This window comes from Cytobacillus luteolus (assembly GCF_017873715.1).
GTDB lineage: Bacteria > Bacillota > Bacilli > Bacillales > Bacillaceae_L > Bacillus_BV > Bacillus_BV luteola.
This window is the reverse complement of record NZ_JAGGKM010000003.1, coordinates 66,893-93,153: the sequence shown is the minus strand read 5'-3', so window position 1 is coordinate 93,153 and position 26,261 is coordinate 66,893. Positions and strand designations below refer to the sequence as shown.

Here is a 26,261-nt window from a genome sequence, read left to right as displayed (position 1 = left end):
AAACAGTGGCGTCAATGATTTTGACGCCACTGTTTTGCTTTTTCATCTAGTTCTTTTACAATAGGGTCTTTACCTGATATATACTTTTCTATATCGTACGGAAATTTTTCAGCAAGTTCCTCTTTTAATGATCCATAACGGTTAGCTTCTTGTGGATGGTTTATTAGATAATCTCGAAATATAACATGCCGTTCAATCTCTGTGTTTCCTTTTTCAAAAATATGAACATGGTGAGTTCGGTTATCTCCGCCCTTTTGAAAATACCTCCGCCTTGGAATCCCATTTTCTCCCCTAGCCTCGTAGCCTAGTTGTTCCATATCCTGATTAAAATTGTCTACCTTCTCTAACAATGATACTTCTACTAAAATATCGATAACTGGCTTGGCACTTAACCCTGGAACAGAAGTGCTCCCGATATGGTATATATCTAGTATGATTGGTGCAAATATTGCTCTAATTCTCTCGGCTTCCCTTTGATAATCTTGTGACCAATTTTCATTATAACTTGACACTTCTACTTTTCTCATAGATCGAAACCTATTTATATTCGTTCCATTTTAAATTACTTTCATTCAACAGCTCTTCGAATGATTTATTTTTCTCACGTAGGCGACGTTCTTCTTTTTGTTTCTCGAGCTCAGCTTCTGCCTTACGCTGTTCAACTTCCTTTAACTCTTTTTGCGTTTCTTTCAGTTTTGCTACAATATCTTTATTTAGAAAGTCTCCTAAACTTACTTTGTCATCATTTTGTTTAGGAGCTGCTTGACGTTGTTGTTTCTGTTTTTTCTTTGCCATCTTTCAATCCTCCACTACCATTTTCTAAAAAATTATAGCATATTATTTCTTTAATAGTTAAAAAAACGAGTAGCCATGTGGCTACCCGCTACCTTTTTAATAGGCTTCTAATCTTACATTTTCATCAATGATAAGCTCTGGCTCTGTTGAAGCGATAATATCTTCCACTGTAAAGCCCTTCGCAACTTCAACTAACTTTAGACCATTCTCGGTAACATCAAGAACAGCACGATCTGTAATAATACGATTAACTACACCTTTTCCAGTTAGCGGAAGTGTGCACTCTTTTAATATCTTCGACTCGCCTGCCTTATTCACATGATCCATTATGACAATAATTCTTTGGGCTCCATGAACAAGGTCCATTGCTCCGCCCATTCCCTTAATCATTTTACCAGGAATCATCCAGTTTGCCAGGTCACCATTCTCAGATACTTCCATTCCACCTAAAATCGCAATATTCACATGACCACCACGAATCATCGCAAATGACTCTGCGCTGTCAAAATATGCAGCACCTGGAATGGCAGTTACCGTTTCCTTACCAGCATTAATTAAATCCGGATCAACGGTATCTTCTGTTGGATAAGGTCCAATACCCAGTAATCCATTTTCTGATTGTAAAACAACTTGTTTGTTATCAGATATATAATTCGCTACTAGTGTAGGAATCCCAATACCTAAGTTTACATAGAAGCCGCTCTCAATCTCTTTTTCTGCACGAATGGCAATTTTTTCACGTGTATTTGTCATTTTCTTTACTCTCCTTTCAATTTATTTCTTTACAGTCAGGCGCTCAATACGCTTTTCTTGTGCTCCCACAACTAAACCTTGCACATAGATGCTTGGCGTATGTACCATAGCTGGATCTAATTCTCCGATTTCATATAGCGCTTCTACTTCTGCAATTGTTACCGTTCCAGCAGCTGCAATCATTGGATTGAAATTGCGTGCTGTTTTGTTATAGATTAGGTTCCCCATTTTGTCAGCTTTTTGGGCACGTACAAGGCTGAAGTCTGCTTGGTACGCTTCTTCTAATAAGTATTCTTTCCCGTTAAATACTCTTACTTCTTTTCCTTCTGCAATTGGAGTGCCAACACCTGCAGGAGTGTAAAAAGCAGGGATTCCCGCACCACCAGCACGAATTTTCTCTGCTAGTGTTCCTTGAGGTACCAGTTCTACCTCAATTTCCCCTGATAGCACTTGGCGTTCAAACTCTTTATTTTCTCCAACGTAGGAGCCAATCATTTTCTTGATTTGTTTGTTTCGCAATAGTAGGCCTAAGCCCCAGTCATCGACACCACAGTTATTAGATATTACTGTTAGGTCTTTTACACCTTTATCTACTAGAGCTAGTAATAGGTTTTCTGGGATTCCGCATAGACCAAAGCCCCCAACCATAAGGGTAGCTCCGTCATGGATATCTTTAACTGCTTCGCTAAATGAAGAATAAATCGGTTTCATTTCTACACCTCATTTTCTTTTAATTTGGCTTTTTGAAGAATGCTGATTTCTTCTTTGAACCTTGACCGTTCCTTTTCGCTGCAGACACTTGCTTTCCGCGGGGAATTATGAAAAAGCCCAACTGCCGGCTTTTTCAAGAGCGAATTCCCATCGGGGAGGAAGTCGAGCCTCCTCGACGTTCCGTCTGCGGGGTCTCGACCTTTCCTCTACTTCCCGCAGGAGTCAAGTGTCTTCCGCTCCAATACACTCTTCAATTATATTTAAACAAACAACCTTTACTGAAAGAGCGTTTATTTAAATATACTACTCTACATTTTCTACAATTGTTGCTACGCCTTGGCCGCCGCCGATGCATAGGGTTGCTAGGCCGTATTTGTCGTTTCTGCGTTTCATTTCATGGATAAGTGTTACTAGGATTCTTGTACCGCTTGCTCCAATTGGGTGACCTAATGCGATTGCGCCACCGTTAACGTTTAGGTTTTCTTTGTTAAATTGAAGCTCTCGGTCTACAGCTAGTGATTGTGCAGCAAAGGCTTCGTTTGCTTCTACTAGGTTGATATCACTTAACTGAAGGCTTGCTTTTTCAAGTGCTTTTTTCACTGCAGATACTGGTCCAATTCCCATGATGCTTGGGTCTACACCAGCGTTACCGTTTGCTTTGATTGTTACTAAAGGCTTGATACCAAGTTCATCTGCTCTTTTTCTGCTCATCACAATAACTGCAGCAGCACCGTCATTGATTCCAGAAGCATTTCCTGCTGTTACTGAACCGTCTTTTTTGAATGCTGGACGTAGGCCACCTAGCTTTTCAGCTGTTGTACCTGCACGTGGATACTCGTCTGTATCGAATATAATGCTTTCTTTTTTGCGTTGTGGAATTTCCACTGGTACAATTTCATCCTTGAACTTACCTGCTTCAATTGCTGCAACTGCTTTTTGTTGGCTAGCCGCTGCGAATTCATCTTGTTCTTCTCTTGTTAGTTCATATTTATCACATAAGTTTTCAGCTGTAATTCCCATGTGGTAGTCGTTAAATGCACACCATAAGCCATCTGAAATCATGCTATCTACTACCTTTTGGTCTCCCATCTTGTAGCCGTTTCTTGCATTCTTTAATAGGTAAGGAGCCTGGCTCATGTTTTCCATTCCACCCGCTACTACTACTTCAGCATCTCCCGCTAAGATCGCCTGTGTAGCTAGATGAACAGCTTTTAAGCCTGATCCACACACCTTGTTAATGGTTAGTGATGGTGTTTCATGTAGTAACCCAGCTTTAATTGCTGCTTGACGTGCTGGGTTTTGACCTAAACCAGCTTGTAACACATTTCCCATGATCACTTCATCTATATGACTTGCTTCAAGTCCAGCTTTTTCTAAAGCGCCCTTGATTGCGATTGCTCCTAATTCTGTTGCTGAAACATTTTGTAATGTTCCTCCGAAACTACCAATAGCTGTTCGGACAGCGCTTACAATTACTACTTCATTCGTACTCATACTATCATCCCCTTGTCTCTTCTTTTCAGCAAAAAGTCTGCAAATAATATTGCCAATATACATATATATTTCTAGTTTCGTTGCAAAATCCCTCTAAATTTCACAAGATTTCTATGGCTCTTGCAATTTTCAAAAGATTTCTACTAGAATAGTATATAGTGAATTTAGTAAGCTGACGAGGGGGATTTTAATGAACTTGCCAAACAGTGTTTCCATTATTGAGGTTGGACCAAGAGATGGGCTTCAAAATGAAAAAAATCTACTTCCTACTGAGGAAAAAATTGCATTTATACATAAGTTAAAAGAAGCTGGCATTAAAGAGATGGAACTTACATCCTTTGTATCACCTAAATGGGTACCACAAATGGCCGATGCTAATGACGTTATTACAAATTGTCTTGATGAAACACGTAACTTCGTATTAGCACCGAACCGTAAAGGAATTGACCGTCTATATGAAACAGCTTGTAAAGCTGTCGCGGTCTTTGTTGGGGTGAGTGAAACCTTTAATAAAAAAAATATTAATAAAACAACTTCTGAAAGTATGGAGGAGCTAACTCCAATAATTGGCGAACTAAAAGAGAAAGGGTATTTTGTGCGTGCTTGCATTTCCACCTCTTTTTATTGCCCTTATGATGGTAAGATGAATGAAGAAGATGTAGTTCGTCTTTGTCAGCAGTTTGCTTCTTTAGGTGTAGATGAGCTGAGTGTCGCAGATACAAATGGAATGGCAAATCCGCAAGAAGTTTATTCTCTATTTACTAAACTAAAAGTAGCTTTACCAGAAACTCTTTTAACTGCTCATTTTCATGATACTCGTGGAATGGCTATCGCCAATGTATTCTCCGCTCTGCAGGCGGGTATCACTCGTTTTGATACTTCTGCTGGTGGCTTAGGTGGATGTCCATTTGCCCCTGGAGCAACAGGAAATGTAGCAACGGAGGATGTAGTGTTCATGCTCCACCAAATGGGGATTGAAACAGGAATAGATTTAACTAAAGTTGTTGATGCTATTGCTGTTATTGAGCCACATTTGTCAAGACCGATTGAAAGCAAGTATTATCGTTTGCACTCAAATTAATTTTTGCTTATTTGAATAGACCTATAAGCCTTTCCATAAACTAATTCCATCATTTTAGAATGGAGTGTTGAGATTGGCTAAAAAGAATAAAGCTCAAAAAGGTAAACCAAATTCGGATACAACTAATAACGTAATGGCTGCTGAAGAAATGGAAAAAGCAATTCATCCTACTAACCGCCAGAATTCAAAGCAATAATAGAGTTCGAAAAGATCCGTAACGCTTTTAAAGGTTACGGATTTTTATTTCTAATGATAAAATAGATGTGTAGATTTTTTGTGGAGGCCTTATTTATGAAGAAGGTATTAATTACTCTTGGGATTGTAATTGGATATATGATTGCAGTTGGTGTGTTTTTTACGAATATGGTCATGTTCATTAAAAAGAAAGCTGATGCTGATATTTATAATCGAGAAATATCTGAAGGTCGGTTCACCAAGGACGAGTTTGAGCACCTCGATAAAGAAATTATCAACATTTCATCTCCTTATGGTTACACCATTTCTGGATGGCTACTAAGAGGATGGAGTGAAAAAAAGTTTATTATCATTTCTCATGGAGTAACGATGAACAAAGTAAACTCCCTTAAGTACATGAAGATCTTTCGTAAACGTGGTTGGAATGTTATTGTCTACGACCAGCGTCGACATGGTGAATCTGGAGGAAAGACCACTAGCTATGGTCATTATGAAAAGTATGACCTTAAAGCAGTTGTAGATTGGGTGAAAAATCGTTATGGTGCAGATATTACTTTAGGCATTCACGGCGAGTCAATGGGAGCTGTCACAACCCTTCTATATGCAGGAATGGTTGAAGATGGAGCTGACTTCTACATCGCTGATTGTCCTTTTTCTGATTTTGAGGCTCAGCTTAAATATCGTTTGAAAGTAGAGTTCAATATTCCAGCTATAGCCGTTATGCCCTTTGCCAATCTTTTTTTAAAGCTACGTGACGGTTACTCAATCAAGGATGTTTCGCCTTTATCGGTTATCAAAAATATTAGAAATCCAATTTTATTTATCCACAGCGCAAAAGATGATTATATCCTTCCTGAAATGACGAAGCAACTTTATAAAATGAAAGAAGGAAGTAAGAAGCTATTTATCGCTGAAAAAGGTGCTCATGCCTATTCCTATGGTGACAACCAGGAACAATATGAACAGATTGTGGATGAGTTTTTTGAGGAAATAAGGGCATAAAAAGGATGCGTACGTTCGCATCCTTTTTGCGTTATTATCCTAATACATCTGTAATTTCTTTCATGTTTTCATCAATCCAGGAAAGAGCCAGACCTATCGTATCAAACTCTTGTACTTCAAAGGTAACCTCATCCTGTATGAGCCAGACATTCTTCTGTTCTTGATTCACTCCTGCAACAGACCAATGTAGTAGACTGTAGGGATGATTTTCATTTAGGAAGGAAACCCATGTTTTGTTTTCTGCTATATTTTTTATGGTCGTTAGCTTGTTTTTCATTTTTCTTCACCCTTTTCGACAAACATCATTCGTGGGTTAAAAATCTGGTTTGCACTTTTTAATATATAACAATTGGCAGATTCTACGATATCTATCTTCATCTCATCATCAAAAAAGACAAGCTTTGTTTTTTCAACCAAGACAGGACGGTAGTTTGTTTCTAGAACTAGATCATCATCCTCTTGTTTCTCCACATGCCATAAAGCTGCAACACCACTTACTACACAACCACAGCCCTCGGTATCATATTTTAATTTTAACCATTTATTTGAATTCGCTAGCTTACTTTCTAGCTTTTCGATCGCCTTTTCTGTAAATGTTAACTTCACGAATAAATCCCCTTTTATTAAATGTACGAATACATATTAGTTTAGCATATTTACAGATTTTATACATATTGTAGGAATAATTGGACAAATTCTTGAAAGTTTATTTGAGTTTTTACAACAGAATGAGTATTATCAAATGTATGAATACAAGAAGGAGGTATAGTATGTCAAAGGTGCAAATTAAAGTAAACGATAACGGTTCTCTTCGTGTTACTGGGGATGTTGAATTACTTGATGGGGAAGGAAACGTTCTTGAAACAAAACAAGCCTTTTCACTCTGTCGATGTGGGCTTTCCTCTAAAATGCCGTTCTGTGATGCAAGTCATAAAGGAAAATTCGAATCGGTTGTTCGTGCAGGAGAATAAGGAACAAAAGCGCAAGCGCCTTGATCAGCCCAGACAAGCAAATGTTCTGTGACAGAAAAAGTCTGCTCTTTGACTTTTTATGGAACAGGTTATTTGACCTCGAGGGGCTAGGCGCTGTAGCTGGACGTAGTAAAACTTGAGGCCTTATAAACAATGTTACACTTCATAATTTCCTAGACCACAAAAAAACATCCAGCCTTAATTGGTTGGATGTTTTTCTTTACTGCCTTCTAACATCAATGACTTCCTCTATTGCAATATAATGAGGAGCATCAAACTTATCAACAATATGAAGCTTCCGTGTCACTTGATCATAATGGTGAACATGACCGATTAGTATTCGATGTTGTTTGTGCTCGTGATACGTAATAAGTAACTCACTCCCCTCTTCTAGAGCAAGATAAAGCACCTCATTCATTTCTTCTAGCTGTTGTTCATCAAGCTCCGGTTTTACCATATGTGTGTCTTCTTCGGTCCAATCTCTTAACATCTTTACATGCTCCGGAAGCATCATTGCTGTCCATTTAATCGTTCCACGATCTCTAATCATTTCAAGCTTTCACTTCCTTTCAAACCTAGTTAGCCTTATGTCCTCCAACCAGCTTACTTCGATGTCTTGCAGTCCCCGCTTTCGTATAGGAAACTGCTCGTAAAATTGCATCTGAACCATATTTATTCCGGATGGAATCCATCACATATCCAACCTCACGCTGCTTTACACGATTGGTGTAAAATAGGTCTAGCTGCATTTCGTAATCATCTTCTAAATTAGAAATGGAAACTGAAATCTGCCGGACTGTTTTTTGTGTATAATGCTTATCAAAAAGGTCTAGACATACGTTGTAAATTTCCATTGTCAGGTTGGTCGGAGTATCAATGGTTTTGGAGCGGTGAAAGCCCCCTCCAAATTCATCCTTGCTATATCCAATACCTAAGCTAATCGTCCTTCCTATCTTTTTATGAGACCTAGCCCTTTTCGCAACATCCTCGCATATTTCGAGCAGAACATGCTTTACCTCTTTTGGGTCTGGGTAATCCCTTAACAAAATTTGACTTTTCCCAAAGCTAATTTGCCCTTTCACAATCGGTGCTCCTAGCTCTGAAAGGTCAATTCCCCAAGCATGATAATAAAGCTGATTTCCCATTACTCCGAACTTTTTTTCAAGCAGCTCTAATGGGTAATTCGCAAGCTGACCGACTGTAAAAATACCCATTCGATTTAAGGTTTTCTCAACTCTACTACCAATTCCCCACATTTTGCTTAATGGCGAAAGTGGCCAAAGCTTTTGCTCAATATCCTCATAGGTCCATTCGGCAACTCCTTTTTTCTTTGCTTCTAAGTCGAGGCAAAGCTTTGCCATAAGCATATTAGGACCAATTCCAATGGCGCAGGGTAACTGATATTCATGGGCAATATCTGCTTTTATTTTTTCAGCAATGGTTGTTGCATCTCCCCATAGCTTTTCGACTCCGTCCACTTTAATAAAGCTTTCATCGACACTGTAGGTGTGAATTGCGTCCTTTGGTACATAACGGTTAAACAATCGTGTAATTTCCGTGGAAATTCTAAGGTACGTAGCCATTTTCGGATTAACAATTTGAATTCGTGGATCCTTCGGGATTTCGAAAAGCCGTGAACCAGTTTTAATTCCAAATTCTTGCTTCATCCGGGGTGATGCCGCTAGAACAATACTCCCTTGTCGTTCTGTATCACCAACAACAGCAAGATAACATTCTAATGGATCAAGCCCTAACAGCACAGCTGCACAGCTTGCATAGAAGCTCTTCATATCGACACATAATATTTTACTTCTTGGCATTTGACTGTAATCGACCATCCTACACCCTCCCTCACAACAAGAATGTATGTTCTTATATTATACTCTATATCATAAGGGAATATACGTTCGTTTTCAATGGGAATTTAAGACACATTTTTATCATAAATATGGTAAGATAAGTGGGCATACGTGAAGGCAGAGGTGTAAAATGGATAAAAAGCTGATACATAAGATGATTCGGAACTGTTTTTATCAATACAACCATGATTTGGATTCTGTTCCTCTATCCGAGAGGGAATATGATGACCTTTACGATAAAGTCTCAAAGGCAATCGAAGAAGATAAGAATGCGGATTTGCATGATTTAATTAATGATGTTGTTTACGAATATTTAAGTAAGTAAAAAGCTCTCCTAGACTGGCAGGAGAGCTTTTTACTTTATTTGATTTTAATACGTACAGCTTCTGTAATACGTGAAGGATAGTCAACAATTGTAAAGGTGAGAGGATTTGTGAACTCTAAATTCTCCAACACCAAACCTATTTGTTTACCATCTGGACTATCTGAACTAAATGAACTATTACTGCTATATTCGTTACCTGCTTGGTCTCTGTAATCATGTGAAAACAAGCTATAATGAAAGTTTTCATCAGAAGGATGAGATGAATTAAGTAGAAATGCGAGATCATGCCCACGTTTTTCCACCGAAGATAACATTCCATCTTTAGGTGCCTTTAAAAGCTCATTCGTTGCCGTATCAACCACTACCTCAAGTTCATCTTTATCAAGCGCTCGGACTGAGCTAAATTCAAGATAGAGTTCTTTAGGTTTTTTGAAATAGTTACTTTGGAGGTAAATGATTCTTTCATTGTTACTAAGGTGAGAAGCCGATATACCATTGGATATACCATTCCAACGCTCCCCGTTTTCATCAATAAGACGAAGATCTTCGAATGCGAAAATTTGTTTTGTATTCGCCTCATCATACTTTAATTGAACGGCTACCCTTGTTGGTAATATAGTTACCTTGTCGAAGGTAATCTTCTGACCTTCGATAGAGACCGTTTCATTAAGAGGGATCACTTCCTTCATCCCCTGGTACTTTGATTGGTCAATTGTAAAGGGAATTTCCCATGTAGAATCTAACTCAGACAGCTTCACTGAAAGAATTAAAGACTCAGGAAAATTTTGTTCTTCAAAATGAAAATCTATCGTATTTGCAACAGGCTGACCTTTAATAAGATCTTGGAATCCCCCATAGCTGAACCCTATTTTTTCAATATCCTTTCCATTTTCATCTTGCAGTTTAATTTTATCAGGGAATACAGAATCGATATCTCGATTACTTTCTAAAGTGTAGAATAGCACCATCTTTTGTTCATCCACTATGGCTCCATCAATAGTAATGTTAATCCCCTGGTGCTCTTGGGAAACATTAATCTCCTGATAAAAATCATTTTCAATTGCAGACATAAGTCCCTTATCAAAGCGAACCAACTCTACAATTTTCTCAAGTCCTGGAATGTTACTAATGTAGCCAGCAAATGTAGGTGAAACACGAATTGATGTAAGTAAAATAACAATAAATAAACCAGCAGCTAAGCTTCCCCATTTTACACTAGAAAAACGCTTCTTCTTTTTCGCTCGATGAATTCCTTTTAAAATACGCTCATCAATCGATGCCGGGATTGGTATATCATCATAGTGTTGCTTTAAATTTTGTAATTGCTTTTCTTCTTTTTCAAACATGCTTCATCCCACCTTTTGATTCAATTTGATCACGAAGTTTTTTCAAAGCCTTACTTAGCCATGTTTTGACGGTTCCCTCTGGACAATCGAGAATTTCTGCAATGTCTTTTACCTTTAAATCCTGAAAATATTTAAGGGTGATTACTTCTTTTGATTTTTCATCTAGCGCCTCAATTGCTTCTTCTAGTTCAAAACGATCTGTGTTGTCTACATAAGGAACTTCAAGCTCTATGGAGGTAAGTGTTTCCCGCTTCTTTTTTCGAATCTGGTCATTACAGTAATTAATCATGATTCGAATAAGCCAGGTTGAGAAAAAAAAGTCATCTTTGAGCTTTGGTAAAGCTTTATAAGCCCGAAACGTAACTTCTTGGATGGCCTCTAATGAATCTTGTTCACTTTTTAAATAGGAATATGCAATTCTATATAACTGCTCTTTATGAGCTGAGATAAGAGAATAAAAGGCATGTTCGTCTCCTTTTTTCGCCCTCTTAATAAGTACTTGAGCGCACATTTTATGATCCTCTCCCTTGGTTGGTTCGCAAGTCGTTTTCCTTGTTGTCATCAATTAGACTATATAACAAGTAAAAAGGTTTTAGTTGATTTTAAAATTTTTCAAACAAAAAAGGCCACCTGATTGGTGACCTTTAATAGGGTTCGAATAAACCCCGCCCGTATGTGGACTCAGATTCCTTTATTTATAAAAAAAGGTCTATCTAAAGGGTTCGCGGACTGAGAATCCGTTATTGACTCAAAAAACAACCTATTTAACGCCTTTTTGTACTAATAGTGGAATCTGAGTCCGGTTACACCTCAAAAAGTAGCTCTATTTGATAAATAACGGAATCTGAGTCCACTTCAACGCCACTAATCCCTCAATATCACTTCTTAAAGATGGTTTTTTTTCCAATCTTCTCAAATGTGGTTGGGAATAAATAATAAAAAATACTTCCCATGTTCATCCAGCCAGGTAGGTTAAGTTCCCGTTTTTGAATAAGCATTGTATTAACGACTTTACGAGCTACAAAATCAGGGTCAAGCATGAACTTTTCAACGTTTTTAACATAGTTCCCTGATTCATCTGCAATTTCAAAGAATCTCGTTTTAATTGGACCAGGATTGACTGCAGTTACAAATACATTCGAATTTGCAAGCTCAAGTCTGAGCCCATTTGTAAAGCCAAGAACAGCATGTTTAGTAGCAGAATAGACGCTGGACTTTGGTGTAGAGATTTTTCCCGCCTGCGATGCAATGTTAATAATATGACCTGTATTTCTCTCAATCATTTGTGGAAGTACCATCTTCGTGCAAGCAACAAGTCCAAGTACATTCACATCAAACATCGATTCTATTTTAGAAAGATCTGTATCAATGACATTTTCAAAAACACCAAACCCTGCATTGTTCACCAGCACATCTACTTTCTTATGCTCAGAAAGAATTTGATTAAATACTGTTCCCACAGCTACTGTATTACTAACATCAAGCTCATAATAAGCACAAGGAACGTTATAACGCTGCTTAATGGTAGAAGCAATCTCTTCTAATGCTTTATAACTTCGCGCTAGTAGAATAGGTGTAGCACCCTGCTCAGCAGCTAAATAGGCAATCCTTTCACCAATTCCGGAAGAAGCCCCTGTTATAACAACGATTTTACCGTTTAATCGACCCATTAAATCACCTCAAAGAAATTAAGACTTTGCATGATATACGAAATACTCTTTTGTCTTATCTACTTTAATTTCACCTAATTCTTCAAGGAAGTCAAGTTGGCCAATCGTTTCAGACATCGTAAGCATCAGTTCTTTTTGATAAACCGTTGGAAATAACTGCTGACAGGTTTCAAAGGCGGTCATTGGTTTTTCCCGCAGCATTTCAAGAACACTAAATGCTCGTTCCTCTTGTCTTCGTAGTCTCTTATGAATTAACGAATGGAGCTCAGTAATATCTTCGCCATGCCCTGTATGAACACGTGAAATATCATAATCTAAAAGTTTCTTTAGGGTTTGATTATACTGTACCTGCGGCTTTGTCCTTTCAAGCTCATTGTTTTGTGGTGGCTCTAATAATGGATTAGGTGAAATATGCGCTAGAATAGCATCTCCACCAATAACCAAACCATCTCTCTCACGGTATAGTACAATATGACTCCCGGCATGACCTGGCGTTTCAATAACACGCCACTCTGGTAAACCTGCTATTCTATCTCCCTCAGTAACGGTACTTGTAAGCGAACGATGACTCGAGAAACGAAGCGGACTTTCGACTTTTCTTAATAGATTCAAGAAAGCTGGATCAATACCAGACTTTGTAAATAAATCAGTAAAAAATGCTGTATGTCTTTCGAAAAACTCAGGGTCCTTACTAATCCAAGGATTATTAAAAGGATGACCGATTACTGGAAGAGCCTCTGGAAAAAAGTCCAGCATTCCAACATGGTCTGGATGATGGTGAGTCAGTACGACTTGTTCGATATCTGTTGTCTTAAGTCCAATAGCCCCTAGTTGTTCCTGAAAGCTATTCCAAGCGTCCTCTGTCTTCACACCAGCATCAACAAGAGTAAGCACATCTCCTTTAATCAAATAAAGGTTTACGTCACCAACTGGAAATGGAGTAGGAACCGTAAATTTAATGACTTCTTTTGTATCAAGTTGTTGGCCCATATATATCTCCCTCAAATTATATTTGTATAAAAAGCGATCTAGTAAGAAACATTATAATCCTTTTTATATTAATAACTAAATATTAGTTTACCGTTTATTACTTGTTTTGTCATTATATTCAAATAACTTATCCCACAAACTATTTTTCCTATTAAAAGTTGCACTTGACATAGAGGGTTGTCCCGTTGCATAATGACTTACAAATTATATTGATTGCGCGAAGAATAGGATTAGTAAATTACGTATGGCAAGAAGAGAGTGAAATCCACCGGCTGAAAGATTTCATGGCCCACTACTTAGTTGAACCTACCTAGGAGCTGTTAGGCAAACCTAACCGTCCCCCACGATACGGGTGTATAAAGAGGGTATTTTGATTTAATCGAATACCAACTAAGGTGGTACCGCGGAAAATAAGATCTGTTCCGTCCTTTTATTAGGATGGATCAGGTCTTTTTTATTTTTCAATTTAAACTATGGAGGGATGTAAAGTGGAATACAAACAACGAATTTCGTTTGTCGGTGCTGGTTCAATGGCTGAAGCACTCATGTCTGGAATGTTACAGGAGGGACTATTTGTACCGAGTCAAATCACTATTACAAATCGCTCCGATCAAGAAAGACTTATGAATTTAAATAAACGTTACAACGTAAATACTACCTATGATTTAAAGGGGGTAATTGAACAAGCTACAATCATTATTCTAGCGATGAAACCTAAAGACATTACAGATGGAGTTAAAAAAATAGCACCATATATACATGATAATCACTTAGTTATTTCAGTACTAGCAGGGATATCAACAAGTAAGATAACATCGCTTATTGGCAAAAATGTAGCTGTCATTCGTGCCATGCCAAATACATCTGCAACCATAGGCAAGTCCGCAACCGCTCTTTCTAAAGGAGAATTTGCTAAGAGTGAGCATCTAGAAATTGCGAAAACACTTTTTGAAACAGTTGGTATTGTTACGACTGTTGAAGAACAAGATTTACATGCAGTTACAGGATTATCTGGGAGTGGTCCTGCCTATGTCTACTATCTTGTCGAAGCAATGGAAAGAGCAGCCTCTGAGGTTGGTTTAGAACAAGAGGTTGCAAAAGACTTGATCTTACAGACTATTATCGGAGCAGCAGAAATGCTGAAGTCCTCTACTAAACAGCCTTCTACTTTACGAAAAGAAGTTACCAGCCCAGGTGGAACAACCGAAGCAGGAATAAAAGTTCTTGAGGAATTTAACTATCAGGATGCGATGGTTTCATGCATTAAGCGTGCAACGGCAAGGTCGACAGAGCTGGGTTCATCTCTATAATCTAAGAAAGGTAGTTACAATTTAACTACCTTTTTCTAAATGAATGAATAGTCCACATCATTAATACCACTTAATACTTTTAGGGTACTATATAAGGAATGAAGAAATAAAGGAAGGTTCAACATGATCATTACGACGTTATTGATATTAAATGTGTTGTTTTGGGCTGCACTGCTACTTGAGGCTGTCATTGGTTATCGCACAATAGCACGTTTAGAAAATATTGATATAGATACCCACTTTGGTCCACTTGTATCAGTTATTGTCGCTGCCCGTGACGAAGAGGCAGCAATAGTAGAAAGTCTTCAGTCTTTATTCAGGCAGAAATACTCAGCTATTGAATGGATTGCCGTAAACGATCGTTCGTCAGATAACACAGGCCAACTATTAGACAATCTAACAAAGGAAAATCTGCAATTAAAGGTTATTCATATCAAAAAACTCCCACAAGGATGGCTAGGGAAAAATCATGCATTGTATCAAGGGTATCAACAATCAAAAGGAAAATACTTATTATTTACAGATGCAGATGTTATTTTTCACCCTGAAACCCTAAGCAAAGCTCTTTATTTCATCCAGAAACAAAACGTGGATCATCTAACAATTTCACCTAATCTTTTTGCAAAAGGATTTTGGCTCCAGGCATTTATCGCCTTCTTCTTATTTGGTTTTTCTTTTTTTAAGCGTCCGTGGCGTGCAAATGTAGACCATTCAAAAATAGGAATGGGCATAGGTGCCTTTAACCTTATATCGAGAGAAGCTTATGAAAAAATCGGCACACACAAAGAGATTGCCATGAGACCTGATGATGACTTGCAGTTAGGTTATCAGATTAAGGCAAATGGTTTAAGGCAACGTGTAGTAACTGGTATCTCCTATGTAAAGGTTACATGGTATGAAACTTTAAAGGATGCACTTATTGGTCTTGAGAAAAACACATTTGCAGGTCTACATTACCGAGTATCTATGATTTTTGTCGCAGTAATCGGTACCTTTCTTTCTCATGTATTACCTTTCTTAACTTTGTTCACAACCAATGCATTACAACTTTTTTTGAGCATAACTACTATCTTACTTATATTCCTTTTGTATCGTCTTGTAACAAGGAGAATGACGTCTTTTTCACTCATTCACTTTATTGTATTTCCTTTAACAGCCTTGCTATTTATTTACTCTATTTTAAGAGCTAGCTTTTTAACCTTTAAGCGCGGAGGCATTGTTTGGAGAGGAACAAAATACAGCCTGAAGGAATTACGTAAACGTCAATAAGCATAACTTATGACGAATGAAACGTTCGAATGATATACTTATTTAGATAAACGAAATAGTACATAGGAGGTTTTAAAAATGGAAACTGCATTATTTTCACCTTATACAATAAAAAATGTCACATTGAAAAATCGAATTGTAATGTCCCCAATGTGCATGTATTCCTCACATAATGAAGATGGTAAAGTAGAAAATTGGCATTTAACTCACTATGTAAGTCGTGCTGTTGGCCAAGTAGGATTAATTATGGTTGAAGCAACAGCGGTCACTCCACAAGGTAGAATATCTCCTCAAGACCTTGGTATATGGAGTGATGACCATGTGTCAGGCCTAAAAAAATTAGTAGATATGATAAAAGAAAATGGTTCAAAAACTTCAATTCAAATTGCCCATGCTGGCCGTAAAGCAACTGTAGATGGAGAAATCGTGGCTCCTTCAGCTATTGCCTTCAACGAAAGAATGAAAACACCAAAAGAGATGACAACAGAAGAAGTGAAGGAAACAGTTGTTGCTTTCCGTGAGGGTGCAAGACGAGCGAAGGAAGCAGGATTTGATATTATCGAACTTCATGGAGCACATGGATATTTAATTAACGAGTTTCTTTCACCGTTAACCAATAAACGTGAAGATGAATACGGTGGAAGTTTTGATAATAGATACCGCTTTTTAAGCGAAGTAATTGAGGCTGTAAAAGAGGTTTGGGATGGTCCATTATTTGTACGTGTTTCTGCAAACGATTATGATCCAAATGGATTAACACCTGAAGATTATGTGGAATATTCGAAGCGGATGAAGGCACAAGGTGTTGATTTAATTGATGTTAGTTCAGGTGCAGTCGTTCCAGCAGCCATTCCTGTTTTCCCTGGGTATCAAGTAGGGTTTGCTGAAACAATCAAACATGGCGCTGATATTCCTACTGGTGCTGTAGGCTTAATTACAACAGGGAATCAAGCGGAAGAAATTTTGCGTAACAATCGAGCCGACTTGATATTCGTCGCTAGAGAACTACTACGTGACCCATATTGGCCAAGAACAGCCGCAAAACAACTTGGAGTAGAAATTGAAAGTCCGAAGCAATATGATAGAGGATGGTAATATTTTTAACAACTCAGCTAGACTTGTATTATGAGCTCTTTGCCTTGTAGCTACCCTTGATAGAAATGAGTAGTGGATTGGAGCGGAAGGCACTTGACTCCTGCGGGAAGTAGAGGGAAGTGCGAGACCCCACAGGCAAAGCCGAGGAGGCTCGCATCCCTCCCCGCGGAAAGCAAGTGCCTGCAGCGAAAAGGAACGGGCAAGATTCAAAGTCAAAAATAAACTAGATATATAAAAAAGCTTCAGAGAATTCACGCCTCTGAAGCTTTTTATTATTGTAACTATCTTTGCAAAGCTACTCTATATGGAAAGAGTTTTGCTGTCATAATGCCTTCTTTTACAGCAGGGTCATTGTCCATTAATTGCTTCGCTTCATCCTCTGAGTTTACTTCAAGAATGACAATACCAAAACCATCTGAATCCATTGTTAATGTTCTACCTGCTAAGATTAACTTTCCTTCTTTTTGATGTGTTTGTAATGTAGCGAAATGCCGACTTACTATCTCATTTTCTTTGTCTGTCCAATTTGCTTCGTCTAATAAATGAGGTATTAATTTTAGTTGATACAAAAACTGCATTTTCTCCATGCTCTCTTCACCCTTTATCTACTGATTCATATTAATTTCGATCTTCAGTCAGTGATTTCCTACCAATTCCAACGGCATATTTGAATATATTTCTTGGGAAACTAACATCAAATTGGGATTGGAGTTGGTTTTTTATGACTGAAAATCTAGTCAATGCTATGAGTGAAGAGAAAAGCAAAAGAATTCAAACCGAAATCAATGGCATGTCTTTTACAAAAAACTTCCGTTCAGCTTCTGCAGAAGAATGGTACATCTTTCTTCCTTCCTATACCGACCCTAGGACCGGTGGTGCTGCTGGAAAAGCGATTGTACATTATAACCTATATGGGAATAAAGAAATTCATATAAATACTACGATTATTTATGATGCCTTAGAGCTTCATAACCCTGATTTGCATCAACTCGTTTATGCAATTTCTGAAGAAACTGTTAATCGTCTCGTAGGTTATGCTGATACACTTTTATCTGTTCATGCTGGTGAAAATTCATATGATGCTGTATATAATAATTCTTAACTAATCTTTTAATAATCCTTTGCTATTTACAAAGTCTTTCATATACAAACGAGATGGGTTACTTAACATTTTAGACATTTGACCAGTCCATGTGTCTGAGCGTTTACCGTTTGTTCTTTCCGTATAATAAGCTGAAATCAACTCATTATATTCTTCTAATTGTTGTAGGTATATATTTGAATCCTGTTGATACGTGTCTTCATGATATACATGATCAAATGGTAGTCTTGGCTTTTGGTCAGGTTGTTGGGCTGGGTATCCAACGGCTATTCCAAACAGTGGAATAACGTAGTTTGGAGTGTTTAGTAGAGAACTTACTTCTTCAAGATTATTTCTAAGACCACCGATATAACAAGCTCCAAGTCCCATGGATTCAGCAGCCAACACTGCATTTTGAGATGCTAGCGCAGCGTCGATTAACGCAACCATAAATTTTTCTGTACTCTCCAAGGATTTAGTTAAATCTTTATTCTCCATCTTAGCAATAACCTCATGACGATGCAGATCTGCACAAAATACAAAGAAATGACCGCTTTCTGCAACATAAGATTGGTTTCCAGAAAGCTCAGCTAGTTTCTGTTTCTTTTCACTATTTTTCACACCAATAATTGAATAGGCTTGAATGAAGCTAGATGTTGAAGCTGCCTGTGCACACTCAACTATTTGTTTGATTTGTTCATCCGAAAGAGGGCAGTCTTCAAATTTGCGAATCGACCGATGGTTTAGAATTGTATGTAGAACATCGTTCATGAGATCATCCCCTAAGTTTCTATTATTTTAATTTCTTATACTCTGCGATAAAAGAAGAAGGATCTTTTTTTGTATAAAAAGAAAATAATCCTTGATTCGTATGAAGATATAAAAAGCCATCATTCTCAGAAAGCTTCTTATATGAGACATCAAATACTTCTGGAAGAGTAAAAGTATGTGAACTACTTACTACTACATTTTCATATAATACAAGCTTCTGCTCTTCCTCCCTAAAGCATTGTTGATTAAACTCAATTTCCCTAGTTACCTTTATGTATGGTTGTGTTGCTATAATTTCCAAGATACCGCTCCTTAGCTCCAAATGCGTTTTACTGTAGTATCTTTACCCTGAATCACTATCTTATAAACATCTGGATTACTCATTGACCTCCATTCTTCAAACCCAAACTGGTTATCAAATGTTTTTAGCATTAATGTCGTCAAGTTCCCGTGACTAACAACAATAATATCTTGTTTGTCATTCATTAGTAATTCATCAATTACTTCTTTTGATCTGTTTATCGCCTGGCTTGAGGATTCTCCACCTTCAAAAAATAAATCTAGATTCTCAAAACTGAGTCTCAATTTCTCAAGCCAATCCTCTAAAACACCTGAAGATAAAACACGCTCTCCTAGTCTTTCATCTGTTTCAATCTTAAGATGTCTTGAAGAGGCAAACGGCTCAATGGTTTGCACTGCACGAACATAAGGACTTGAAATAATAAGATCAATTGGAATATCTGCAAAAAAACGTACTAATTGCTGTGCCTGCTCTTTTCCTTCTTCAGTTAACTCTGCTTCAAATGGCTGTCCTTCTGCAGAACAATGTCTAATAAAATATAGTGTTTTTTCCATCTTTACTCCCCCGTTACACTCTAGGCAAACTATACCTCATAAAATCTTGGGCAAGATATGAATTTTCAAAAATAGCCTTTGCTTCACTTAATAGCTGACTACTGGATTCTCTTTGATATCTTGAGCTAATGTGTGTCAAGATAAGGCTCTTAACCCTTGCCTTTGATGCGATTGTAGCTGCTTGCTTTGTTGTTGAATGGAAATAATCATGTGCTAACTCTATTTCCTCTCCACTAAAAGTTGCTTCATGAACTAATAGATCTGCGTCTTCAGATAAGGTAATGCTATTCTGACATTCTCTCGTATCACCTAAAATCGTAATAATTCTTCCTTTTTGTGGAGGTCCTACAAATTCTTTACCATCTAATTTTCTTCCATCTTCAAGCTCAACAGTTTCTCCTGCCTTGAGTCTTTGAAAAATTGGGCCTGGAGACACATTTTCGACCTTCAACTTATCAACTAGTAAAGTTCCAGGGAGATCTTTTTCAACAATACGATAGCCGTATGAAGTTATACCATGCTCCAATTTTGCAGCGCGTACACTAAATTGTTCATCCTCGAAGATTAGACCTTCTTCAATCTCAACAACCTCGATAGGATATCTTAGATGTGTAGAACTGACCCGCAAAGAGACATCGATAAACTCCTTAATTCCTTTTGGACCATATATGGTTAACAGAGAGTCTCCTCCTTGAAATGACCGGCTTCCTAACAAACCGGGCAAACCAAAAATATGATCTCCATGTAAATGAGTGATGAATATTTTCTCGATTCTTCTTGGTCGAATGGATGTGTGTAATATTTGGTGTTGCGTCGCTTCACCACAATCAAACAACCAAGTGGCCCCTCGTTCTTCTACCAATTGTACAGCAATAGACGTTACATTCCGCTCTTTTGCAGGAACCCCAGCACCTGTTCCTAAAAACACGATTTCCACTTATACATCCTCCTGCCGCATATTAACTTTGTCCACTTCAATCATCTTATGCTTTAGATCTGTTATGAGCTGAGCATATCTTTCCTCTTCTTCCTTACTCAAGGCGACTTCAGCATAGCGTACTTTTTGATAGTCTTTTAATACATCCTCATATTCATTAAAATTCACGCGATTAAACCATTGTTCAGCAGTCTCAGATGGTTTCCTACCCCTTTTTTTCTTTGCTCCTACTTTTTCTAGTTCATAAAAAAGTTTTCTAACCAGATCCTTAGGTGGCTTCTGCTTTCTTTTAAAATTAGATTGTCCAGGCTTCATCAAATCAGTTACCGTTGTCCTAATGATTAATGATTCATCTCCAGGGTTTTCGCGTTTTACAAGATTTCTGTATTTCTTCCAGATCAGATAAAATGCAATGGCTGCAATAGTCACTGTTAAGAATGCCCACAGTGTTGACAAATCGAGTGGTTCTCGGTTTCCGAGGTCCTCCATTAGTTCCTGTAGAACAGGATCTTCTTCCCCCGCAGGAGTCTGATTAACTTTATTATAAGCATCTTGTAAAAAGTCAAGACTTAATAGCCAATAGAGTAGAGGCATGAACGGGATACTCAATACGATAAAAATTGATTTTAAAAGAAAAAAGAAAGACCATTTAATCCCTGGTAAAGCAATTGTAAGCACGGCTATACCGCCTAATGCTATACCTAGCATTTTAACTAACCAAGTTGTTTGTTTTTTTCTCACATCTCCATTTGCAAATGAAGAAACTAGTAATGTCTTCATAAAACGGCCTACAATTAATAATATAAAATGAATAGCTACTAAGATAAGGATTAGATTTTTATATGGGTATTCAGTAATCGACGCCGTAATAAAGTATGAAACACCTAAACAGAATACTACACCTAAGACCTTCGCCTCATTCTGACGATCCGCTTCATTTACGAGAGTCGGAATGCGCCATAGCATAAAACCAGCCATAAATAATAGCGGTCCATAGGGAATTTGAAGGACATATCCTAGTAAAATAATAATCGCGGCTGCGAGTAGAAAGGTTAGTTTTGACTGTTTTTTGGACTTTAAAAAGATAAAAAAAACCAGAATCCCACCTAAGCCTAACATTACTAGAAAAGCACCAGTCGGTGGTAAAGTATCTACAAACAGATAAAAAATAAATAAGAAAATATAAAATAAATACGTTTCCAGCGTATAGTGATATATTCTTAAAAATGAATCTTTCTTATTCATTTTACTACCTCCCCCTCTTTCTCCTTTGTGTGGGAAGGAAGCATCTTCACAATGTAGCCCTTCTCATCTTGTATACTTAAAGTATAGTTTTCAATTCCTTTTCTTGAAAATCGATTGTATATAATGTCTATACTCTCAGTAATTGGTCCACAAGTTATTGTAAAAGGAGTTAGTTTGTAATGCTTTTCTATGTATCTTAGCGTGCGATCAAAAGGAATTAACACAGATAGTTTATTTACTCTAGCTAGCATTTCTAGTGCTTTTGCTAACTGCTCTTTCCCACTCCCCAATGGTAGATGGTAGATTGGGGTCTTCGACGATGGTCTAGTATTTATATAAACCTGAAACTCTCGATTTTGCTTCGTTACAACATGAGCAATGTAGGCTACATGACTTAACACTTCTTCTAGATTGCCAATAACACCATTATCCTCTTTTAAATTAATAATCAACGTTAATGCATTTTGGGAAGTTGGCTCTAGTATTTTTGTTTGAAGCTTAGAAGTTCTAGCAGACGCCTTCCAATGTAGTCGATTAAAAGGGTCAGTCTGAAGATAATCTCTTGTACCAATGGTTGAAGAGTGATTTACAAAAAGAGAGCTTCGATTAAAATGGGTCCCACTTTCCTTAGGTACCATCTGATTAAACCCTACAACCGGCAAAAGATTTGGATAGATAATTATTTCATGATTAATCCCAACTTTGTTTTCTAATAGTGCAAAGCCAAATCCAAAAGGATGATGAATCATCAAGTTCAATTTCCGAATACGAGCCACTCCCCTCATCTGAGCGATAAGTGGGATATGTAATTCTAGTTCTTCTCTACCGGACACAGAAATCGGTATATTAATTTCAAGTTGGTTTTTTATGACAGATGTTTGATAATTCTCCGTACTAACAATATTATCTATTGTTATCCGCATTTGAGCATTTATAATGGGCAAATGCCCGTAATGGATAAATCGTAATTTTAAATAACCATCTTCCCCTGCAAACAACTTTAATCGCTGTTTTTCAAGGTCCATCACTAACTCATTTGCTACATACTTCATATACAACTTACTAGCAAAATCAAACACGATAAAAAAACAAGCAAAAACAAAAAGCAAAATAGACTCTGTATACAAACTCGCCCCTAAAATAATCCATGCAAAAAATGATAAGAAATTTAATAGTTTATTCTCAACAACCTGTTTATGCCACATTTATAAACTCCTTTATATATTAGCTGCGTTATTGCTAATGTTAAATCAGTTTTGACAGACCTATTAACTATTCTTATTATAAACGAAGTGAATCGCTTTTTTAAGAAAATTTCAAATTCAATTAATGACATCAGAAAAGTAGTAAAGATAGTATGGATATGTTTATACTTAGAAAATAATGATATTTTAATAAAGGAGCACAGAAACATGAAATTGCTACCAAAAGTGATTGTATTTGACCTAGATGGCACATTATATGAAGATATACATCATTTTAACTTTTACGCAGAAAGATTAAGGGACAAACTCCCCCTACAAAAGCAAGAAATATTCTGGAAAGAATACAAGCTAGCAGAACAGGGTGAACATACCTTACGAATTGGAAGAGTCTATGACGTAGCAAAAGATTTGTTGTTAGTACAACAGGATCGAATAGTGAAGGAAGCTTTTAAATGGGATGGAACGGCTTTATCACAGGAAGAAGTAAATCAACTGTATCCTGAACAAATTACAATAGACTTAGAATCAATGTTAAGTATCGGCGACCTCTGGTGGGTACCTGCCTGCGTAGCATTTCATCATGGATTAAGCGGTAAGAGTGGACATCGATCATTCTTAGAGACAAGAGAGTTTATGATGACTCCAGAATTTAAAATGAATAAAATAACAAACTTTAAAGAAATGCTTCAGGATCTAAGGGAACATGGAGTTAAATTGGTACTGTTAACGAACAGTCCGGAACCAGATAGTGAAGTGATTCTAACTAAGCTAGAATTACAAACAGTCTTTCATAAAAAAATATTTAATGGTAAAAAACCAACACTCACTTCAAACCGTTTCGAAGAGATTGCACTTACTTTTAATGTAAATTATAACGAAATTTTAAGTGTTGGGGACAACTGGATAAATGAAATTCTACCAGCACAAAAGCTAGGATGCTCTACGATTCTTATTGATCCACACCACATAAGCACGGATGAGTCTGCAGATATTGTTGTAGAAACGATGACTCAAGCTATACCTTTCTTTAAAAAGATAATTGAGTAAGGTTATCTTCGGAAGATATTGATTTAATAGAGGAAAACATCTAAAATTAAGTATTTGAGTAGGTACATATTAATGAAGATACTAAAAGTGAGGTTCTTTACGTGAATAGAATTGAACAACCAAAAACGATTGTTGTTATTTTCGGTGCAACCGGTGATTTAGCGAAGCGTAAACTATTCCCTTCGATTTTCAATCTGTATCGAAAAGGGAATTTATCAGAGGACTTTGCAGTAGTTGGGGTTGCTAGACGAGATTTAAGCTCAGAAGAGTTTCGAAGTAGTGTAAAAGAATCTATTTCGAACAAACAGGTGAGTTCCGATAAAGTAGATACCTTTTCAGAGCATTTTCACTATCAGTCTTTTGATGTAACCAATCCATCGTCATATCTAGAATTGAAAGACTTACTTGAAAAACTTGATAATACATATCAAACAGAAGGAAACAGAATCTTCTATTTAGCAATGGCACCTGAATTTTTCGGAACAATTGCTGAAAATCTTAAAAAAGAAGGATTAACAGCAACAAGCGGATTTAGTCGTTTAGTTATTGAAAAGCCATTTGGACACAACCTACCTTCAGCTAAACAATTAAATGAGCAAATACGAAAAGCCTTTAAAGAGGAACAAATCTACCGAATTGACCATTACCTCGGAAAAGAAATGGTTCAAAATATCGAGGTAATCCGATTTGCAAACGCTATATTTGAACCACTTTGGAACAACCGATACATAGCCAATATTCAAGTCACATCTAGTGAAACACTTGGTGTTGAGGATCGCGGAAGATATTATGAAACATCCGGTGCTCTTCGTGATATGGTGCAAAACCATATGATGCAAATGGTCGCACTACTTGCCATGGAGCCTCCGATAAAATTAACAACTGAAGAAATTCGCAGTGAAAAAATTAAGGTATTGAGGGCATTAAGACCAATTAAAGAAGATGAAGTTCATGACTATTTTGTTCGTGGTCAATATGGAAAAGGCATGCAAAATGGTGGAGAAGTTGAATCATATCGTGATGACAGCAATGTAGATGACAACTCTATTACTGAAACGTATGTTGCAGGAAAGCTCTTAATTGACAACTTCCGTTGGGCAGGTGTGCCATTTTACATTCGTACTGGTAAACGTATGACTGCAAAATCAACTAAAATCGTAGTTCAATTCAAGGATATTCCTATGAATCTTTATTATGGAAAAGGCGAGCAACAGCAAACACCGAATTTATTAGTAATCAACATACAGCCGGAAGAAGGCATTACTTTACATTTAAATGCCAAAAAGGCTGGACAACATATGCAAACAACACCTGTTAATTTGGATTTTTGTAATAACTGTATAGATGGGATTAATACACCAGAGGCCTATGAAAAGCTCATTTATGACTGTATGAAGGGCGATGCTACAAACTTTACTCACTGGGATGAGGTAGCATTATCGTGGAATTTTGTTGATCCGATTTCTAATGTGTGGGAAAGCCAAATGGCTACACAATTTCCAAATTACGAGTCAGGTTCAATGGGACCTAAGGAAGCTGATCAATTATTAGCGAGAGACGGATTCATTTGGTGGCCAGTTTCTGATTTAGAAAAATAGAAAGGATTGTTTCGATGAAAATTTATGATGTAACTTCACCTATTTATGAAGGAATGCCTGTTTATAAAAATAAACCTGAAAAGCAGCCTAAATTTAGTACCGTTACGAATGGATATGTTACAGAGACGAGACTAGAATTGGATGTACATGGTGGAACTCATGTAGATGCACCACTTCACATGATAACAAACGGAGAAACATTTGAGACAATTCCAATAGAGAAGCTTGTTGGGCAATGTAAGGTTCTTGATTTAACTGACGTTACAGATCGAATTACTAAAACTGATTTAGAAAAGTTCTCTATTGAGGAAGATGATTTTCTTCTTTTCAAAACAAAAAATTCTTTTGATGAGGAATTTAACTTTGATTTTATTTTCCTAGCAGAAGATGGTGCAACTTACTTGACTGAGCGAAAAATTCGAGGAGTAGGTACTGATGCCCTTGGAATTGAAAGAAGTCAGGAAGGGCATCCAACTCACAAAACATTATTTACAAACAACGTAATCATTATAGAAGGTCTGCGCTTAAAAGAAGTGAATCAAGGTAACTATTTCATGGTAGCTGCCCCACTAAAGCTTTCAGGAATAGATGCATCTCCTGCAAGGATCTTACTATTTGAAGGACTAAAATAAAAAACCCCCAACCGGGGGTTTTTA

The 26,261-nt window shown here is 37.2% G+C and carries 32 protein-coding genes and 1 other annotated feature; of the genes, 12 read left to right on the top strand and 20 right to left on the bottom strand.

Translation table 11 applies throughout. The annotated features are described in order from the left end of the window. Nucleotides 1–11: 11 nt before the first annotated feature. The 5 genes from J2Z26_RS08845 to J2Z26_RS08825 form a co-directional block, all read right to left on the bottom strand. Nucleotides 12–527, bottom strand: a complete 516-nt coding sequence (locus tag J2Z26_RS08845; RefSeq protein WP_193539619.1) for a GrpB family protein — start codon at nucleotides 525–527, stop codon at nucleotides 12–14. A gap of 10 nt (nucleotides 528–537) precedes the next feature. Next, entirely contained in the window at nucleotides 538–795 is a 258-nt protein-coding gene (locus J2Z26_RS08840) for a YqkE family protein (RefSeq protein ID WP_193539620.1), read from the bottom strand. 96 nt (nucleotides 796–891) lie between these two features. Further along, a complete protein-coding gene (locus J2Z26_RS08835) occupies nucleotides 892–1,548 on the bottom strand; it encodes a CoA transferase subunit B (protein WP_193539621.1) in 657 nt (218 codons plus the stop codon). Between the two features lie 21 nt (nucleotides 1,549–1,569). Then, complete coding sequence (locus J2Z26_RS08830; protein WP_193539622.1) at nucleotides 1,570–2,259, bottom strand: CoA transferase subunit A; 690 nt, start codon at nucleotides 2,257–2,259, stop codon at nucleotides 1,570–1,572. A 303-nt stretch (nucleotides 2,260–2,562) separates the two neighbouring features. Further along, a complete protein-coding gene (locus tag J2Z26_RS08825) occupies nucleotides 2,563–3,753 on the bottom strand; it encodes an acetyl-CoA C-acetyltransferase (protein WP_193539623.1) in 1,191 nt (396 codons plus the stop codon). A 190-nt stretch (nucleotides 3,754–3,943) separates the two neighbouring features. Here J2Z26_RS08825 and J2Z26_RS08820 point away from each other — a divergent pair, with 190 nt between their 5' ends. From J2Z26_RS08820 to J2Z26_RS08815, 3 genes are all read left to right on the top strand, one after another. Further along, nucleotides 3,944–4,834 carry a hydroxymethylglutaryl-CoA lyase gene (locus J2Z26_RS08820; protein ID WP_193539624.1) on the top strand — a complete coding sequence of 297 codons (891 nt, stop codon included), beginning with the start codon at nucleotides 3,944–3,946 and terminating at the stop codon, nucleotides 4,832–4,834. A gap of 73 nt (nucleotides 4,835–4,907) precedes the next feature. Further along, nucleotides 4,908–5,030, top strand: coding sequence for a hypothetical protein (locus J2Z26_RS22275; RefSeq protein ID WP_264467128.1), 123 nt, complete (start codon nucleotides 4,908–4,910; stop codon nucleotides 5,028–5,030). Between the two features lie 95 nt (nucleotides 5,031–5,125). Then, nucleotides 5,126–6,031, top strand: a complete 906-nt coding sequence (locus J2Z26_RS08815; protein ID WP_193539625.1) for an alpha/beta hydrolase — start codon at nucleotides 5,126–5,128, stop codon at nucleotides 6,029–6,031. Nucleotides 6,032–6,065: 34 nt separating this feature from the next. Here J2Z26_RS08815 and J2Z26_RS08810 read toward each other — a convergent pair whose 3' ends face one another. Both J2Z26_RS08810 and J2Z26_RS08805 read right to left on the bottom strand, forming a co-directional pair. After that, nucleotides 6,066–6,308: a DUF2552 family protein gene (locus J2Z26_RS08810; RefSeq protein WP_193539626.1), complete on the bottom strand. Its 243-nt coding sequence runs from the start codon at nucleotides 6,306–6,308 to the stop codon at nucleotides 6,066–6,068. Continuing rightward, complete coding sequence (locus tag J2Z26_RS08805) at nucleotides 6,305–6,637, bottom strand: iron-sulfur cluster biosynthesis family protein (protein WP_193539627.1); 333 nt, start codon at nucleotides 6,635–6,637, stop codon at nucleotides 6,305–6,307. Before J2Z26_RS08805 ends, J2Z26_RS08810 begins: the two co-directional genes overlap by 4 nt. 164 nt (nucleotides 6,638–6,801) lie before the next feature. On the opposite strand from J2Z26_RS08805, the gene J2Z26_RS08800 reads away from it, so the two are divergent. Then, complete coding sequence (locus J2Z26_RS08800; RefSeq protein WP_193539628.1) at nucleotides 6,802–7,002, top strand: CDGSH iron-sulfur domain-containing protein; 201 nt, start codon at nucleotides 6,802–6,804, stop codon at nucleotides 7,000–7,002. Nucleotides 7,003–7,222: 220 nt separating this feature from the next. Here the strand turns inward: J2Z26_RS08800 and J2Z26_RS08795 are convergent, their stop codons facing one another. Next, nucleotides 7,223–7,552: a YolD-like family protein gene (locus J2Z26_RS08795; RefSeq protein WP_193539629.1), complete on the bottom strand. Its 330-nt coding sequence runs from the start codon at nucleotides 7,550–7,552 to the stop codon at nucleotides 7,223–7,225. A gap of 25 nt (nucleotides 7,553–7,577) precedes the next feature. Continuing rightward, a complete protein-coding gene (locus J2Z26_RS08790) occupies nucleotides 7,578–8,840 on the bottom strand; it encodes a Y-family DNA polymerase (protein ID WP_193539630.1) in 1,263 nt (420 codons plus the stop codon). A 151-nt stretch (nucleotides 8,841–8,991) separates the two neighbouring features. Between J2Z26_RS08790 and J2Z26_RS08785 the strand changes: the two genes are divergently transcribed. After that, nucleotides 8,992–9,186, top strand: a complete 195-nt coding sequence (locus J2Z26_RS08785) for a YqzH family protein (protein ID WP_193539631.1) — start codon at nucleotides 8,992–8,994, stop codon at nucleotides 9,184–9,186. Nucleotides 9,187–9,221: 35 nt separating this feature from the next. Here J2Z26_RS08785 and J2Z26_RS08780 read toward each other — a convergent pair whose 3' ends face one another. The 4 genes from J2Z26_RS08780 to J2Z26_RS08765 form a co-directional block, all read right to left on the bottom strand. Next, complete coding sequence (locus J2Z26_RS08780) at nucleotides 9,222–10,532, bottom strand: DUF4179 domain-containing protein (protein ID WP_193539632.1); 1,311 nt, start codon at nucleotides 10,530–10,532, stop codon at nucleotides 9,222–9,224. After that, nucleotides 10,525–11,043 (bottom strand): sigma-70 family RNA polymerase sigma factor, encoded by a 519-nt coding sequence (locus tag J2Z26_RS08775; protein WP_193539633.1) that lies wholly within the window; start codon nucleotides 11,041–11,043, stop codon nucleotides 10,525–10,527. The genes J2Z26_RS08780 and J2Z26_RS08775 overlap by 8 nt, the downstream gene beginning before the upstream one ends. 367 nt (nucleotides 11,044–11,410) lie before the next feature. Beyond that, nucleotides 11,411–12,202: an SDR family NAD(P)-dependent oxidoreductase gene (locus tag J2Z26_RS08770; protein WP_193539634.1), complete on the bottom strand. Its 792-nt coding sequence runs from the start codon at nucleotides 12,200–12,202 to the stop codon at nucleotides 11,411–11,413. Nucleotides 12,203–12,220: 18 nt separating this feature from the next. Continuing rightward, the gene (locus J2Z26_RS08765) at nucleotides 12,221–13,192 is read right to left on the bottom strand and encodes an MBL fold metallo-hydrolase (protein WP_193539635.1); all 972 of its coding nucleotides are present in this window, start codon (nucleotides 13,190–13,192) and stop codon (nucleotides 12,221–12,223) included. A gap of 211 nt (nucleotides 13,193–13,403) precedes the next feature. Further along, nucleotides 13,404–13,625 (top strand) — a binding site (T-box leader). A gap of 55 nt (nucleotides 13,626–13,680) precedes the next feature. Here J2Z26_RS08765 and proI point away from each other — a divergent pair. The 3 genes from proI to namA all read left to right on the top strand — a co-directional run bounded on the left by proI (nucleotide 13,681) and on the right by namA (nucleotide 16,866). After that, nucleotides 13,681–14,502 carry a pyrroline-5-carboxylate reductase ProI gene (proI, locus tag J2Z26_RS08760; RefSeq protein WP_193539636.1) on the top strand — a complete coding sequence of 274 codons (822 nt, stop codon included), beginning with the start codon at nucleotides 13,681–13,683 and terminating at the stop codon, nucleotides 14,500–14,502. 123 nt (nucleotides 14,503–14,625) lie between these two features. Continuing rightward, complete coding sequence (locus tag J2Z26_RS08755; RefSeq protein ID WP_227413852.1) at nucleotides 14,626–15,771, top strand: glycosyltransferase family 2 protein; 1,146 nt, start codon at nucleotides 14,626–14,628, stop codon at nucleotides 15,769–15,771. Nucleotides 15,772–15,849: 78 nt separating this feature from the next. Then, entirely contained in the window at nucleotides 15,850–16,866 is a 1,017-nt protein-coding gene (gene namA / locus J2Z26_RS08750) for an NADPH dehydrogenase NamA (protein ID WP_193539637.1), read from the top strand. 281 nt (nucleotides 16,867–17,147) lie between these two features. Here the strand turns inward: namA and J2Z26_RS08745 are convergent, their stop codons facing one another. Then, on the bottom strand, nucleotides 17,148–17,453 hold the full coding sequence (locus tag J2Z26_RS08745) for a YciI family protein (protein ID WP_193539638.1): 306 nt from the start codon (nucleotides 17,451–17,453) through the stop codon (nucleotides 17,148–17,150). Between the two features lie 134 nt (nucleotides 17,454–17,587). On the opposite strand from J2Z26_RS08745, the gene J2Z26_RS08740 reads away from it, so the two are divergent. Beyond that, a complete protein-coding gene (locus J2Z26_RS08740) occupies nucleotides 17,588–17,968 on the top strand; it encodes a hypothetical protein (protein WP_193539639.1) in 381 nt (126 codons plus the stop codon). On the opposite strand, the gene nfsA is transcribed toward J2Z26_RS08740, so the two are convergent. The 6 genes from nfsA to J2Z26_RS08710 are packed head-to-tail and all read right to left on the bottom strand — an operon-like array spanning nucleotide 17,969 to nucleotide 22,960. After that, nucleotides 17,969–18,718 (bottom strand): oxygen-insensitive NADPH nitroreductase, encoded by a 750-nt coding sequence (gene nfsA, locus J2Z26_RS08735; RefSeq protein WP_193539640.1) that lies wholly within the window; start codon nucleotides 18,716–18,718, stop codon nucleotides 17,969–17,971. It abuts the gene before it with no gap. A gap of 22 nt (nucleotides 18,719–18,740) precedes the next feature. Then, the gene (locus tag J2Z26_RS08730) at nucleotides 18,741–19,019 is read right to left on the bottom strand and encodes a hypothetical protein (protein ID WP_193539641.1); all 279 of its coding nucleotides are present in this window, start codon (nucleotides 19,017–19,019) and stop codon (nucleotides 18,741–18,743) included. Nucleotides 19,020–19,030: 11 nt separating this feature from the next. After that, nucleotides 19,031–19,573, bottom strand: coding sequence for a histidine phosphatase family protein (locus J2Z26_RS08725; protein WP_193539642.1), 543 nt, complete (start codon nucleotides 19,571–19,573; stop codon nucleotides 19,031–19,033). 13 nt (nucleotides 19,574–19,586) lie between these two features. Next, complete coding sequence (gene rnz, locus J2Z26_RS08720; protein ID WP_193539643.1) at nucleotides 19,587–20,510, bottom strand: ribonuclease Z; 924 nt, start codon at nucleotides 20,508–20,510, stop codon at nucleotides 19,587–19,589. Then, on the bottom strand, nucleotides 20,511–21,755 hold the full coding sequence (locus tag J2Z26_RS08715; RefSeq protein ID WP_193539644.1) for a hypothetical protein: 1,245 nt from the start codon (nucleotides 21,753–21,755) through the stop codon (nucleotides 20,511–20,513). Beyond that, a complete protein-coding gene (locus J2Z26_RS08710) occupies nucleotides 21,752–22,960 on the bottom strand; it encodes a DUF58 domain-containing protein (protein WP_193539645.1) in 1,209 nt (402 codons plus the stop codon). Before J2Z26_RS08710 ends, J2Z26_RS08715 begins: the two co-directional genes overlap by 4 nt. 207 nt (nucleotides 22,961–23,167) lie before the next feature. Here J2Z26_RS08710 and J2Z26_RS08705 point away from each other — a divergent pair, with 207 nt between their 5' ends. From J2Z26_RS08705 to J2Z26_RS08695, 3 genes are all read left to right on the top strand, one after another. Beyond that, nucleotides 23,168–24,007, top strand: coding sequence for an HAD family hydrolase (locus tag J2Z26_RS08705; RefSeq protein ID WP_193539646.1), 840 nt, complete (start codon nucleotides 23,168–23,170; stop codon nucleotides 24,005–24,007). A 101-nt stretch (nucleotides 24,008–24,108) separates the two neighbouring features. After that, a complete protein-coding gene (gene zwf, locus J2Z26_RS08700; protein ID WP_193539647.1) occupies nucleotides 24,109–25,605 on the top strand; it encodes a glucose-6-phosphate dehydrogenase in 1,497 nt (498 codons plus the stop codon). A 14-nt stretch (nucleotides 25,606–25,619) separates the two neighbouring features. Continuing rightward, nucleotides 25,620–26,237, top strand: coding sequence for a cyclase family protein (locus tag J2Z26_RS08695; protein ID WP_193539648.1), 618 nt, complete (start codon nucleotides 25,620–25,622; stop codon nucleotides 26,235–26,237). Nucleotides 26,238–26,261 lie beyond the last annotated feature (24 nt).

Excerpts from the sequence above, each read along its gene's own strand:
- J2Z26_RS08815 (WP_193539625.1), top strand. The coding sequence starts at position 5,126 with ATGAAGAAGGTATTAATTACTCTTGGGATTGTAATTGGATATATGATT.
- J2Z26_RS08775 (WP_193539633.1), bottom strand. The coding sequence starts at position 11,043 with ATGTGCGCTCAAGTACTTATTAAGAGGGCGAAAAAAGGAGACGAACAT.
- J2Z26_RS08795 (WP_193539629.1), bottom strand. The coding sequence starts at position 7,552 with ATGATTAGAGATCGTGGAACGATTAAATGGACAGCAATGATGCTTCCG.
- J2Z26_RS08745 (WP_193539638.1), bottom strand. The coding sequence starts at position 17,453 with ATGGAGAAAATGCAGTTTTTGTATCAACTAAAATTAATACCTCATTTA.
- J2Z26_RS08810 (WP_193539626.1), bottom strand. The coding sequence starts at position 6,308 with ATGAAAAACAAGCTAACGACCATAAAAAATATAGCAGAAAACAAAACA.
- J2Z26_RS08715 (WP_193539644.1), bottom strand. The coding sequence starts at position 21,755 with ATGAATAAGAAAGATTCATTTTTAAGAATATATCACTATACGCTGGAA.
- J2Z26_RS08840 (WP_193539620.1), bottom strand. The coding sequence starts at position 795 with ATGGCAAAGAAAAAACAGAAACAACAACGTCAAGCAGCTCCTAAACAA.
- J2Z26_RS08755 (WP_227413852.1), top strand. The coding sequence starts at position 14,626 with ATGATCATTACGACGTTATTGATATTAAATGTGTTGTTTTGGGCTGCA.
- J2Z26_RS08710 (WP_193539645.1), bottom strand. The coding sequence starts at position 22,960 with ATGTGGCATAAACAGGTTGTTGAGAATAAACTATTAAATTTCTTATCA.
- namA (WP_193539637.1), top strand. The coding sequence starts at position 15,850 with ATGGAAACTGCATTATTTTCACCTTATACAATAAAAAATGTCACATTG.
- J2Z26_RS08740 (WP_193539639.1), top strand. The coding sequence starts at position 17,588 with ATGACTGAAAATCTAGTCAATGCTATGAGTGAAGAGAAAAGCAAAAGA.
- J2Z26_RS08825 (WP_193539623.1), bottom strand. The coding sequence starts at position 3,753 with ATGAGTACGAATGAAGTAGTAATTGTAAGCGCTGTCCGAACAGCTATT.
- J2Z26_RS08780 (WP_193539632.1), bottom strand. The coding sequence starts at position 10,532 with ATGTTTGAAAAAGAAGAAAAGCAATTACAAAATTTAAAGCAACACTAT.
- J2Z26_RS08785 (WP_193539631.1), top strand. The coding sequence starts at position 8,992 with ATGGATAAAAAGCTGATACATAAGATGATTCGGAACTGTTTTTATCAA.
- J2Z26_RS08725 (WP_193539642.1), bottom strand. The coding sequence starts at position 19,573 with ATGGAAAAAACACTATATTTTATTAGACATTGTTCTGCAGAAGGACAG.
- J2Z26_RS08830 (WP_193539622.1), bottom strand. The coding sequence starts at position 2,259 with ATGAAACCGATTTATTCTTCATTTAGCGAAGCAGTTAAAGATATCCAT.
- J2Z26_RS08835 (WP_193539621.1), bottom strand. The coding sequence starts at position 1,548 with ATGACAAATACACGTGAAAAAATTGCCATTCGTGCAGAAAAAGAGATT.
- J2Z26_RS08800 (WP_193539628.1), top strand. The coding sequence starts at position 6,802 with ATGTCAAAGGTGCAAATTAAAGTAAACGATAACGGTTCTCTTCGTGTT.
- nfsA (WP_193539640.1), bottom strand. The coding sequence starts at position 18,718 with ATGAACGATGTTCTACATACAATTCTAAACCATCGGTCGATTCGCAAA.
- J2Z26_RS08820 (WP_193539624.1), top strand. The coding sequence starts at position 3,944 with ATGAACTTGCCAAACAGTGTTTCCATTATTGAGGTTGGACCAAGAGAT.
- J2Z26_RS08695 (WP_193539648.1), top strand. The coding sequence starts at position 25,620 with ATGAAAATTTATGATGTAACTTCACCTATTTATGAAGGAATGCCTGTT.
- J2Z26_RS08845 (WP_193539619.1), bottom strand. The coding sequence starts at position 527 with ATGAGAAAAGTAGAAGTGTCAAGTTATAATGAAAATTGGTCACAAGAT.
- J2Z26_RS08790 (WP_193539630.1), bottom strand. The coding sequence starts at position 8,840 with ATGGTCGATTACAGTCAAATGCCAAGAAGTAAAATATTATGTGTCGAT.
- J2Z26_RS08765 (WP_193539635.1), bottom strand. The coding sequence starts at position 13,192 with ATGGGCCAACAACTTGATACAAAAGAAGTCATTAAATTTACGGTTCCT.
- J2Z26_RS08770 (WP_193539634.1), bottom strand. The coding sequence starts at position 12,202 with ATGGGTCGATTAAACGGTAAAATCGTTGTTATAACAGGGGCTTCTTCC.
- J2Z26_RS08705 (WP_193539646.1), top strand. The coding sequence starts at position 23,168 with ATGAAATTGCTACCAAAAGTGATTGTATTTGACCTAGATGGCACATTA.